Origin of the sequence: Brevibacillus sp. MS2.2, from assembly GCF_013284345.1 — a bacterium.
Lineage (GTDB): Bacteria > Bacillota > Bacilli > Brevibacillales > Brevibacillaceae > Brevibacillus > Brevibacillus brevis_C.
This window is the reverse complement of record NZ_JABSUZ010000015.1, coordinates 1-13,930: the sequence shown is the minus strand read 5'-3', so window position 1 is coordinate 13,930 and position 13,930 is coordinate 1. Positions and strand designations below refer to the sequence as shown.

Sequence of the window (13,930 nt, the reverse complement as noted above, 5' to 3'; positions counted from 1 at the left end):
CCCCTTTCTTATGGCGTGATTTCCGATCGTCCGACAAAACGGGACACAGCTTGTGCTATCTGGTTCAACGTCGTCCAATCTGTGAAAGCCTGCATTTCCGCTTCCACCTTGAAGCGTCTGTTAAGCTTGCTTAAAAGCTCGGCCAGCTGGACCGTATCCAATCCGTATTCCGCAAACTCAGCGTTCGGGTCGATTTCCTCGGGATGGACATTCAGCAAACGGGACGCTTCCCCGATCAAATCATGCAAAATCGGTTCGGCTTGACCGGTCGGCCGAACCTGTTGGCCTCGTTCTATGTTCATACCGGTAATGAGATCAGGAAGTGCTGGCAGTTCCACCATTGACCTGTAATCGCCTTTGAAGCCCGGCGTGTCGAATATGACGTCTATTAGCCTCTCCGAAGCAAAGCCTGCTTCCAGGACACTCTTCGAGGCTTTAATAAATGCCATCTGCTCAATCGGACTTGCAAGCAGCGTCTCCAACGCCTCCATCGCATCGGAAGGCGTTATCGAACCGATGCCGTCAAGCTCCATCCTTGCCCGGTATTCGTCTGAAGCGACAATGCCCGCACTTCCCCAGTAGCCCCAATTCATTATCTTCACCGCACACGGCCAGTCACGGGCCAAACGGATCGCGAAGGCATCCTTAAACGTGCAGCCTGCTGCATAATTGCTTTGACCCGCCCTTCTGGCGAAGGACATCATGCCTGAGAAAAACAAAACAAAATCAAGCGGCTCTTTGCGGAATATTTGCGCGAGCCGTACACTAACGTCAATCTTGGCTCCAAGCCCTGCCCGGAAGTCGTCCTCCTGCATATTGGCGAGGCTTTGGTCGCGCAGGACGATTGCAGCATGAACGACACCATGAATGGCGCCGAAACGTGCTTTGATGACCTGATAAGCATGATCCAACGCTTGGGTATCCGCTGCGTCCGCCTCTATATAGAATGGCTTTGGTCCCGTAGTGGACACGGACACCCGTTCGATTGACGCGCTGATCGACTCATCCTGCCTACGGCGTCCAAGCCAGACTATCTGGGCCTGATAGCGGCGGATCATGTACGCCGTCCAGACTTCACCTATACCTCCGGCCCCGCCAATAACGACATAGACGCCGCCTTTCCGGTAACCGTTATGCTGCATGCCGGGGGCGAGCTTCACAGGAGCCAGCCTTTGACACAGCCATTCCTGTCCCCTTAAGCACCACGTGTTTCCTTCCGTATCGGGAGGAAGCGTCAACAGCGTTTCAATTGAAGTCTCCCAGCCGGGCTCCAAATCCAGTAAACGAATCTGCCAATTGGGATATTCTTTTGCAAGCGCACCTATCAGTCCATGCACACTCGCATGAACGGGATTTATCCTGTCTCCCGTGTATGCCCGCTGGGTTTGGAAGGTGAGGACATCGACACTCAACTTTTTCCCGCCATATCCGGCGTGTAGTAGCGCCTTGATCAAGCGGAATAGCAAAAGGACTCCAGCCTTTTGCTTGGCAAGGAGTGAATCGTCATGAAGCAAAAATTCGGAAGGCGGCGCAAGCCAAAATAAATGATCGATGATTCCGAATCGTGCCAGCACCATAGCGATCTGCTCGATATCATCCTCTTCGCCCACGTTGACTGTAATGGCGTTCGGATAATGAACCAAGAGAGCATCCCGGCTTTCAGCCGTTCCTCCGATGATCACAACGCTTCGGCTGTTCGCTCCGGGGTACGCAGGCCCGGACACGACAGGCACAGCCTCCCAAACAGGTGTAAGCAAAACATGTTCAAACGCTTCCGGATGGTTCTGTGGTTCGCGGATAAGGCGCTGCTTCTCAGTTGCCGAGTCTGGACTAGCTTCAGCTTCCTTCCGCTTGCCGCTGCCCGGCAGCCAGTACGTTTTGCGTTCAAAAGGATAACCCGGCAAACTCACTCGCCTAGTTGGCTTGTTCTCATGCATCCGGCTCCAGTCTACCTTCAGACCCTTCACCCATAATGCCCCAAGCCTGTCAACATTCCGGAGCTCGATCCACCGGTTTACAAGGCTTACAAGATCGTCATCCGCTCCGATCGAGGCCAACTGATCCTTATCCGATTTCGCATGGCCGCGGTATATCGATCCGTCATCCGACGTCTTATTCAAAAAATTTCGTAAGCGAAGGGACAACTCTTCCATCGAAGCAGCGGTAAAAGCAAGCCTTTCATCCATCGCCTCGCGGCCGATCTGAAGCGTATAAGCGATTTCCGTCAATTCTGCATCCGCCAATGATCCGCTGTCCAAAGCCGAAAGCAGTCTCTCCGCCTGAATATGCAGCCGCTCCTTGTTGGCGGCCGACAGCAGAATAAGCACCTCTTCACTAGCGGATGTTTCTTTTCGGGCTTCACTCACAGGCGGAATATACTCCTCGAGCACAATATGGGCATTGGCGCCGCCTGCACCAAAGGAAGAAATGCCCGCAATTCTCGGATACTCTTCCTCTTTGCCGTTCAGGCGAACGACGGGTCTATCCCAATCCGCCAGCTCCTGCTGGACCATAAAAGGTGTGTTTTTCATCGGAATATTCGGGTTTAGCGTACGCGCATGCAAGCTCGGTACGAGCTTCCGATGCTTCATTTGCAGCACGATTTTCGTTACGCCGGCCACACCAGCCGCCGCCTCTAGATGACCGATATTCGATTTGACCGAACCGATCGCGCAATATTGATTATCCTGCGTATCTTGGCGGAACGCTTGCGTCAGCCCGGTAATTTCGATCGGATCGCCCAGTTTGGTTCCCGTACCGTGCGCTTCGATATAGCTTACGGTTCTGCTGTGAATGCCGGCTTTGTCGAGCGCTTGCCGGATCAGCTGTCCCTGGGCATTCGGATTGGGAACGGTGTAGCCATTTGTCTTGCCGCCATGATTCACGCTGGTGGCTCTGATCACGGCATGAATCCGGTCACCGTCGGCAATGGCTTGCGACAACCGTTTCAGCAGCAAAACACCTACCCCTTCTCCTGGAACGAAGCCGCTACCGTCGCTGCCGAAGCTTCTGCATTTGCCGTCAGTGGACAGCATCCCATGAGCGCTAAGCTCGATATAATTAGACGGATGAAGATATAAGTTGACGCCTCCGGCGATAGCCAATTCGCATTCCCCGCGCAAAATATGCTCGCAAGCTTCATGAATAGCGGTTAACGAAGAGGAACACATCGTATCGATCGGCATGCTCGGACCATTGAAGTTAAACAAATACGAAACTCGATTGGCAACGGAGCTAAAAGACGTAAAGGGAAGCATGCGCTCTCCCTGTTTTTTGAACTCAGGCCCGTATAGATTAAACCCTGTTTTCGTTATTCCGGCGAAAACGCCGACTCTGCCGCCGTACTGCGAAGCCAGATGCTCTCTCGTGCAGCCCGCATCCTCAAGCGCATGCCAGCAGCTTTCGAGAAAGAGCCGTTCCTGAGGGTCCATGCAGGACGCCTCCAGCGGCGATATTTTAAAGAAGAGCGGATCAAAGCTTGTCGCATGCTCTAGAAATCCGCCCCACTTGCTATAGCTTTTCCCCTCGGCGACCGCAATCTCCGGATTGGGCTCATAGAAGCCTTCGACCGGCCAACGCCCCCCGGGAATTTCGGTTATGCAGTCCATGCCTGCGGCAAGATTCCGCCAGAACGCGTCCAAATCTTCGGCCTGCGGATATCTGCCGCTCATCCCGATAATCGCGATCGGTTCCTTCTCTGCCGGCTGACCGCTCCTGCCTGCAAAGCCGGCCGATCTGCTGACCGTTTGATCACTACTTTCACCGCTCGGGAACAAACGGGGCGTCACACCGGAGGACGAAGCTGTCGCCGCGTTAATTTTCTCCTGTGTATCTTTCTCGGCCAGTCCAATCCAATTGAGACATTGATGCGGATACGTTGCGCTCAAATAATCGGCTACGCCTCTTAGTGTTCTGAATTCGTAAAACAACGTTTTGGAAAGCTCACCGAAGTCATTCGCGAGATTGCGGTTCAACTCGGTAATCATAATCGAATCGATGCCATACGTCTCCAACGGTTCATCCGGATCAATGCTGTCCGGATTGAGCCTCGTATAGCCCGTGAACAATTGAATCAACCGTTTCAGCGTCCGCTTGTCCAAGTTTGGATCCAGCCTGACGCCTTCGACAAGATCGGCCGAAGAGCGGCTTCGGTCATTTTCTACAAAACGGGTTAGCTTAGCACCATCACCGTAGAGTACCATGGCCCGGCTCCCACCGCTTGCAAGCGCAGCGTAGAATGCACGGATGCCGATCGTTCCCGCCATCGCCGCCATCCCGGTCTCACGTTCCAATGCTTCCTCGGCTCCGGGTTCGAGCTGCATCCCGTTCGATCTCCAGAGCGGCCAGTTAATTGCGATCATTCCTGACCTGTTGCGGTCCGACTGTTGTCTCCATACGGTATAAGCATCCATAAAACCATTCGCCGCCGCATAGTCTGCTTGGCCGGCATTGCCATATACACCCGCTACGGATGAGAAGACGGCAAACACGTCCAGCTTGATATCCTTGCTAGACCGGTCCAAATGGACGAGTCCCTTCACCTTCGGACCGAGCACCTCGATAACCTGATCACGCGTTTTGCGGTACAAATATTCATCGCGGATGATGCCTGCCGCATGTAGAATCCCATTCAAGTCGCCATATTGATGCCGAATTGCATCGATCAATGCAGCAACTTGATGTTCTTCGCTTAGATCAACCTGCCTATATTCGACCTTGGCGCCAAGAGCCGCCATCCGTTCGATTCGGCCGGATGCTTCGTCATTCAGCGTTTCCGATCTTCCGATTAGTATAAGAACAGGCCGGCTCACTTGCCTTGCGATTTCCTCAGCAAATAACAGGCCGAGTGCGCCCGCTCCGCCTGTTATTAAATAGATGCCGCGGTCTTTCCACGGCATTCGCACCTGCTCCTGCAGGACTGTCTCCTTCTTCCACGCGGCACGATAGCTGCGACCGTGCCGGGATCGGACAGCACTTGTGCTGCCGCCCCCCCAAGCACCTGCTTCGAGCGCACCGGCAATATCTCCCTTACCATTTTCCGACCATTCGAGACATTCTACCGTGAGCTTCGGATTTTCTGCACGTGCGGTTAACAGTAAGCTGTATAATCCGACAAGCCATGGCGACTCCTCTTTATTTGCGATGAAGAGCTGCACAAGCGTTTCCTGGCCGGTTTGATTATGCAGAAGGCGCTGGAGGTGGTCGACGATTTGGAGTGTGTATGCCTCATACCGCTGCTCGATCGGCTGTTCTGAGAATTCAAGAACAAGCCATTCGGCATTGCCTGTCATGCATTTTAATTTATCAGCGCGGACCTCGATCGACTCGCCAAATATGATCAATCGGTCCTGATTGAGCCCAGGAGGGGCCGATGGAGACTTTGCAGTTTCCTCTTCGAACGGCCGAAAAAGCAGTACACCGTATTCATCATTTGCTGCGGATGGGGCGCTCTGCTTATACTTGTTCAACATTCGAAGGGCCTCCGGCTTGGACAGACGGCCCTCTTGGACTCCTCTCAACACATCTTGCAAAAAATCTCTCATATTGACCTCCCGGTTAGAAGCCTGCTAGGACAAAGATGATAGGATTCGTTCCGCTTTCTGGACGGCGGTCTCCAACGTTATGGTTTCGTCGAGAAACTGATCTAGAAGATCACTGAGGCCGTTTTCATCCGTCTTCGCCTCTACCCGTTGCTCCGCTTTCTTTACCCAATGGCTTTCTTTGGCAAAGGGGTATGTCGGCAATGGAATCCGCTGCTGCTCCCCTTCCAGGAACAGCTTGCGTAAGTCCAGCGGATAACCGTGAACAAACAGCTCGGCACAAGCCAGCAGATGCTCTCGTGCCAGGCCGTCGGCATTGTCTCGGTATGCCTGGATGCTTTGATTTACTTCCTCGATTCGCCGTTCATCATCCCGCATCCCGGCAGGCTGCAGCTCTGCTTGAACAACGTCCTGCGCATGGCCGTTATCCAACCATTCGCCAAGCCGTTCGAGTAGCTCATGCCGGGAACCGGCGACGCATGCAAACCGGTGCTTCAAGTGCTTACGTCCTGCCAGCAGCGTAAAGCTGACCGAGGCGCAGTCCAACTGCGGGGAGTGTCGGCAGTGCGCAGCCAGCCTTTCAACCTGTTGGCGCAACTGTACGGCAGTCCGTCCCGACAGCACGAACAAGTATGCGGATCTCGCCTTCCGTCTGCGAACCGGCTGAGGAGCTTCCTCAAGAACAAGATGCGCATTCGTTCCACTGAATCCGAATGAGCTAATGGCCGCCATTCGTTTCGTTCCCTCGCCAAGTGTCCAATCCCTAAGCTCCGTATTGACGTAAAAGGGACTATTTTCGAAAGCAATGCTTGTATTGCCCTTTTCAAAATGGAGTGAAGGTGGCAGCTTTTTGTGACGCAATGACAGAATAACTTTCAAAAAGCCCGCAATGCCTGCGGCAGCAGCCGGATGTCCGAGATTCGATTTAATCGAACCGACCGCGCAATAGCGGTTATCGTCCGTGTAATGGCGGAACGCCCGGGTCAGTGCCTGAAACTCGATCGGATCTCCCAGCTTCGTTCCCGTTCCATGCGCCTCCACCAGCTGAATATGGCGCGGATTGATGCCGAAGCTATCATACACATGCCGCAGCAGACGTTCCTGTGAATTCGCACTTGGTGCCGTAATGCCGTTTGTCGTGCCGTCTTGATTGATGCCGCTGCCGCGGATCACGCCATAAATATGATCGCCGTCGGCAAGCGCATCCTTCAAACGTTTGAGAACAACCACACCGGCGCCTTCTCCAGGCACGAAGCCATCGGCTCTTTCGTCAAAAGCATGGCATCGGCCGCTGGGAGAAAGCATACCAGCACGATTGGAGACGGTATAAAATTCAGGCGTTGATTGGATGAATACGCCGCCCGCAAGCGCCATGTCCGTTTCCCTTGTCCACAGGCTTTGACACGCAAGATGAATCGCAACCAGCGAACTGGAGCAGGCTGTATCCACCGTTACCGCAGGCCCCTGCAGGTTCAGGTAATAAGCGATCCGTGCAGGTATGACGGATCCTGCATTGCCCCAGAACGCCTGAGCCGGCGCTTCGTCTCCAAACAATCTCGCGTAATCGCTGCCGCAGCTTCCGACATAGACGCCGCATCGCCGCGTATGCTCTCCCGATCCCGCGTATCCAGCATCCTCCAGCGCTTTCCACGATTCCTCGAGAAAGATACGCTGCTGAGGGTCCATGTAATCGGCTTCCACGCCGGTAATGTTAAAGAAAAGCGGATCGAAGCAATCAATTGAGCTTAGAAAGCTTCCATGTCGGCAGCTTTTGACCCCTTCCGGATCCCGACGGCTCCCACGAAGTTCCCAGCGCGTCACTTCTTCTACCAGATCGGTTCCTGCCTCAAGATGTGACCATAGCTCCTCCACTGAATCCGAACGAGCAAAACGGCCGCTTATCCCGACAATGGCCACAGGTTCTAAAGACGTCGGAACCTGCGACATGCTTGCATTCTCCATAGCAGAAGAACTTGCTTCAGGTTCGGACATGTAATCGCCACCGGGTATACGAACTACAATCTTGCCGATATTTTTCCGGTTCTCCAACTGACGATAGGCTTCCTTAAAATCAGAGAGCGCGTAAACGCGGCCGATTGTTGGCCGAATGACCCCTTGTGCAATCAGAGCTGTCAACTCGTCCCAATAAGCCTGGATCGTAGCCGGTTGTTCGGCTGACAACGCTCTTAAGTCAACGGAATAGAACGCCCTGTTCTCGTTCAACAGAGACAAGTCGATGCTCCGTGCGGACTTCAGCGCGGTTAAGGCGAGCTCAATATACCGGCCTCCCGGAGCCAAACACCGGAATCCTTTCGACATCGCGTCCCCGGACAGTGTGTTCACAACGATCTGTAACCCTTGTCCGTCCGTAAGCCTCTTGATCTCCTGCTCGAAATCGTCTTCCCTGTAATTGATGAGCTTCGAAACACCGATACCTGCAAGATAGTCCAATTTTTCCTTGGAGCCTGCGGTAGCGTATATTTCCGCGCCGTAATGGCGGGCTAGCTGTACGGCCATCAAGCCGATTCCTCCCGCCGCCGTTTGAACAAGCACCTTGTCGCCCGGTTTGACTGCCGCTTTGCGAAAGGCGTCCATCATCGTAAGGCCGACTGCTGGCAGCGAACAAGCTTCTTCGAAAGACAGAAAGTCAGGCTTTGGAAGAAGCGACTGCTCCGAGCATACGATGTAGGTCGATTGCGCGCCTATATTTTCCCCTCCGGTCACAACCACTTGATCACCACGCCGGACGGAGGTCACTGCTTTACCGGTATCGATGACAACACCACTTGCCTCAAAGCCGGGCGTAAAAGGAAAAGGCGGCATCACTGGATACAGACCTTTGGCGCAAAGCAAATCGCCAAAGTTCAATGAAAAGGCACGCACCTCAACCAGCACATCATGCTCCGTCAGCGGCGGCACTGCCGATTGTTTCAATTGAAGCTCGTCGATACTGCCGGGGCGTTCAACGACTATATGATGGCGTACCCGCGGCGTCTGACTCTTTTCCGCCAGCTCGAAGGTAGCTGTATCTTCTGCGGCTCGATACCCGTCCTCCGATGCCCCCGGCGCCGAGGCCCGTTCTTCAGCCATGACCTGCGGCGGGGATTGGGCTGCGTTTTGATCCGACTGCCGGTACTTGCTCAGCAGTTCCTGCCGATGCTCGCGAAGCAGCCAATCGGATAGCCGCTCGACGCTGTTATAGTCAAATATGATCGTCGTCTGGAGCTGCGTCTCGCAGCGCTCATTAATGATATTAATGAGGTTGACCGCAATGATGGAATCGACGCCGTAATCCGAGAAGCTCCGATCGTCCTGGATTCGGCCTGCATCGATTTGCAATGCATCCGCCACCGCTGTTCGAATAACGGTTTGGATAAACGAACCAAGCGCCCGGTCCGAAACGTCACCGGCACCGCTTGTGCCGCTTGTGGACGGGCTGATCGGGAGCGGCTCCTGCCCCTGGAAATCCGACGGGACGCTCGCGCAACGGTTTAGGTACTGCCGGTACACGCCGTCGCTCTCCGCAGCAATAACAGCGGCACCGAGAAAATGACCTTTCCGTGCCGGATAAAAGATGCTCCGGAAACCTTGCTCCGCCAAAAGCCGCTGCCACATTTCCGTAGTTAGAACCGGACTGCCGGGAATGCGTACTTCGGCATCCTCATGCAGCCACCAGCCTTCCAATAACCCGAAAGTCACGTGCATGAACAGGCGGTTTGCATGGATCTCGTTGATCAGCAATAACCCGCCCGGGCGCAGGGCTGCCTTTGCATGACGCAACGTACGGCTTATCCGTGCAGTGGCATGGAGCACATTCGTTGCTATGACAAGATCGAAGCTTCCTTCTTCAATCCCTTGCTCGGCAAGTGGACGTTCAATATCAACCATTTTGCAGGACAAGTAAGGAGCCTGCGTCCCATACGCCTGCTTTCCGTGAATCAGAAACGCCTTTGATAAATCCGTGTAAAGATAGTCGGCCATGTTGGATTGATACGGTTCCAGCCGCTTGAGTACAACCGCACTCGTCCCTCCTGTACCCGCTCCGATCTCCAGGATCCGAATCTTGGCCGATTTGTCCAGCGCCAAGCGTTCCTGTACATAAGCCGCCGCTGTATCCGCAAGCGCTTCATTGAAAAAATCAGCCATCAGATTGTTTTTGTAAACAGACTCCACCAATCCAAAGGAACCGTTCGGGAAAATAACATCCGTTGCCGGTAATTCCCCGACCAAAATGCGCTGGAGGGCGTGCAGCGTTTTTTCTGCCAACTCGGCTTGTGTATTCATATTGCCGTTGCTCTTCCATTCGCTTCTCATCCGGTACCATTGCCGCCACTCTCCATCCAAATCCAGAGGGCGTGTATCCAATATGCGCACCGTGCCGTCCTCGCGCCGAACATAACCGGCCCGTTCGAAGGCGGCTATGGTTTCTTGATGCCACCTGTAGTAGGCCGGCAGCATCCCGGACGCACCGTCTTCCACACTGCTAAGCCAGCCGCCTTCTCTGTAGATCGCCCACATCAATCTGCAAATGGCAGCGTCCAGCAACGCCATGGGGTGCCCCATATCGGATTGTATACGGCCAAGCCGCGAATCATCTGCTTCCTGTATGCGGTTTCGAATCCCTGGAAGCAGTGAGCTGCGATCAGCCTGCATGACTAGACGTTCATCATGCAGCATTCCTGCAAGCGGCACCGGCTTTGTCATCTTCAGCATCACCAGTTGGTCCAATGGTCCTACAAGCAGCAATTCCAACGCGGCCATTGCTTCGTCCGGTTCAATGGAAGCTACGCCAAGCGAGGCCATTTTCTTCCGGTACTCCTCCGAGGCAACGACGCCTACGCTTCCCCAATAACCCCAATTCATCACCTTGACCGGGAAGGGCAGCTCCTTGCCTAGCCTGTGCGCATAAGCATCCTTGAAGGTGCAACCGGAAGCATAATTACTTTGACCGGCCGGTTTGGTATACGAATTAATAGAAGAAAAGAACAGCATAAAATCAAGCTGCTCAGCCGCGAATACTTGCGCCATCCGCGCACTGATATCCACTTTCGCCGATAGCGCCGCACGGAAGCGTGCTTCATCCATATTTGCCAAGCTTTGATCCAGCAGGACGATCGCGGAATGGATGACGCCATGGATTGTGCCATAGCGTGACTTCACTTCGTCGATAGACCGCTGTAAAGACTGTTTGTCTTTGGCATTGGCCGAAATATACCACGGCTCTATCCCATAAGCCGCACCCAGTCGGTCAATCTTAAGCTGAATGGTTTCATCCAGCGATTTCCGGCCAATCCAAACAATTCGTCCTCTATATTGGCGGATCATATATTCGGTCCACGCCTCGCCGATCCCGCCTGCACCGCCGATGACGACATAAACGCCGTCTTGACGATAAAGGCTTTGTTTCGGTACGGCTGCGGCCACCGGAAGTATTTGTTGACGATACCACCGGTTATCCCGACAAGCCCATACGTGGCCTTCCGAGTCGGCAGGAAGACGGAACAATTGATCAAACGAAAGGCTGCCTCCTGCTTCCAAATCGGCAACCCGTATCGCCCATAGCGGATATTCCTTGGCGATCGCGCCGGCCAATCCGTGTACGCTGGCAGCGGAAGAACGCACGGCGTCATCGCGTTGGACCGAAACGGCTTGCTGGGTGATGAAGCTCAAGGCGATACGCTTGCTCCCATAACCCAGCGCCAATAAGGCCTTTACGAGCCGGAACAGATGAAGGACGCCCTTTTCCTGTTCTTCGATGGGAGCATCCGAAGCGGCAGCTCCGACCGGTTCCCGTGCCGCAATCCACAACAGGTGCTCGAATTCGCCGCACACCCTTAACTTGTGGGCCATCTCCTCGATCGTATCCGAAGCATTCAGAATGATTCTCGGTGCTGCCGGCCACTCATGCTGATTTTCACGAATGGCCACGCTTTCGTCTTCCGCAATGATTACGGTTCGGTTCGGCGGCTGGACACCGCTTGTTTCTACTTCCGCCTCGCTCCAGACGTAAGTCAGCAAATCCGTCAAGGTCTGGTCAGATTTCTCGGAGGCATGATCCGTGTTCGACGACTTCGCATTATCCGTCGCGCTCCGATCCGTCAAACGGGACGAAAATCCCTTTATTGCCACGCATACGTTCCCTTGTTCATCACAAAGATCGATATCAAGCTTATGAATGTGGCCGTCTGCAGCCTCGCCGCGTGTTGGCCGCAGCCAAGCCCACATAACCGTTGCGCAGCGGTCAAACAGCTCAAGCTCATCGATTGCAAACGGAAGCTTCATCTTGTTCTCTTCCGTCCCGTCCATAAAGAAAACCGCCGCTTGCAGGGCGGAATCCATCATGCTTGGGTGCATCGTGTAGTGATCCTTCGTGCTCTGGACGCTCGTGGGCAGCAAGAGCTTGGCGAGGACGCCCTCAGGCCCTGTGTAAACCTCGTCCAATCCTCTTTGCCCGGAACCGTATTGAACACCCATTCGTTCAAATGCCTCGTAGCAGCTCTGAACGGACCGCTTCTGCGTCAGCGTAGTTTTCAACGCTTCAAGCAACATCACAGGTCGTTCCCGCATCTCGAAAAATGCTCCTACCCCTTGACTATGGAGAACGCTCTCTTTCTCGATTTGACTCGTAACCCGGTAGCTGATGTCTCCGTTTTGTTCCTGCTTCACCCCGATCCGAACGTCCAGAGGCTTGGCAGCCACAGTCATGGGCTGTGCCCAAACGACTCGTTTCAGACGGAGCCCGAGTCTGCTCTCCCGCTCGCCGCCCGCCATCATCCGAATCGCGGCTTGTGCCATCTCCAAATAAGCGACACCGGGCAGAACCGGTTCGCCGTTCACGACGTGATCTCTGATGAAGAATTCCTCGCCTGTAAATGTCGAGCTGTATTTCATGCCCTGGAGATCCGATGTATTTCTTTGTACCAATGGGTGGAGTACGGCTTGCATTGTCGTATCACTTTCTGTCTGCGCATCCGCATGCGGTTTGACTTCCGGCACCCAATACCGTTCATCGGCAAAAGGATAGGTAGGCAGCGGAATTTTGAAATTGCTTCCCTTCGCGAACAGCTCGTGATAATCAAGCTCATAACCTTGTACGTAAAGCTCGGCTATCGATGACAAGCGCTCCATATAGTCAGCGGTGTCGTTCGCATGCTGCAGCTCGCGAATACACTGGTTTCCATACCGTTTCAAAGCAAGCTGCTGCCGCACGCCATTGGCGTTAAGCTCGGACTGGAATATCCGCGGCGTGGCCTCACTGCCGATCCACGAAGACAGCAAGGACGCTAATTCACGGGTATCACGGACGACTAGCGCCAGCCTGTGATGGAAGTGTTTCCGCCCTGTAAGCAGCGTAAAGCTTATACTGCCGCAATCGGCGTCAGCGTTTGCTAAACCGTAATCCAGGAGCTGTTCCGCTTGCCGGCGCAGTTGCTCCTGCGTACAAGCCGACAAGACGATCAGGAAGCCCTGCCGTTTGATGATGGACTTACGATCGATTGCAGGGGCTTCTTCGACAACAAGATGCGCGTTCGTCCCGCTGAACCCAAACGAGCTGACTGCTGCGCGGCGCCTGCTTCCTGCTTCGGCCTCCCAGCTCCTCAGCTCGGTATTGACATAAAACGGACTTTCTTTAAAATCAATGCCGGGGTTGCCGGTAATAAAATGCAAGGACGGCGGCAGTTGCTTATATTTGAGCGCCAGCAGTACCTTGAGCAAACCGGCGATACCCGCAGCGGCTGCAGCATGGCCCATATTGGTCTTGACGGAGCCGATGGCGCAGTACTCCCGCCGCTCCGTATAATGGCGAAACGCATTCGTCAGAGCTTGATATTCGATCGGATCGCCCAATCGCGTGCCGGTCCCGTGTGCTTCGACTAGCTGTATACTTTCTGGATCAATGCCGAATGAATCGTAAACATCCCGTTCGAGACGCTCCTGGGATAACGCGCTTGGAGCCGTTAAACCGTTCGTTGTACCGTCCTGGTTTATACCTGAGCCTATGATGACGCCATAGATGTAATCACCGTCGGCCTGGGCGTCACGGAGCCGCTTCAGAACAACAGTCCCCACACCTTCACCGGGTACAAAGCCATCTGCCCGTTCATCAAAAGTGTGGCACCGTCCCGACGCGGACAGCATGCCCGCTTGATTGGCGCTTTCATAAAAGCTTGGTGTCGACTGAATGAAAACACCGCCGGCCAGCGCCAATTCTGTTTCCCCGGCCCTTAAGCTCTGGCAGGCCATGTGGATAGCGACAAGCGAGCTGGAGCACGCGGTGTCGATGGTTACCGCCGGTCCGTGCAGGTTAAGATAATAGGCGATTCGTGCGGGAATGACCGAACCGGCATTGCCCCAAAACGCAGGTGCCGGCGCCTGCTTGCCCATCAGTC

The 13,930-nt window shown here is 54.3% G+C and carries 2 protein-coding genes; both read right to left on the bottom strand.

Annotation, left to right across the window (positions count from 1 at the left end):
* Positions 1–8 precede the first annotated feature (8 nt).
* Positions 9–5,543 (bottom strand): SDR family NAD(P)-dependent oxidoreductase, encoded by a 5,535-nt coding sequence (locus HP568_RS15460; RefSeq protein WP_173629525.1) that lies wholly within the window; start codon positions 5,541–5,543, stop codon positions 9–11.
* A 24-nt stretch (positions 5,544–5,567) separates the two neighbouring features.
* On the bottom strand, positions 5,568–13,930 hold an 8,363-nt coding region (locus tag HP568_RS29805; RefSeq protein WP_254551254.1), incomplete at its 5' end, for an SDR family NAD(P)-dependent oxidoreductase.

What these genes read in the sequence shown, in the direction of transcription:
- HP568_RS15460 (WP_173629525.1), bottom strand. Translation starts at nt 5,543, where the DNA reads ATGAGAGATTTTTTGCAAGATGTGTTGAGAGGAGTCCAAGAGGGCCGT.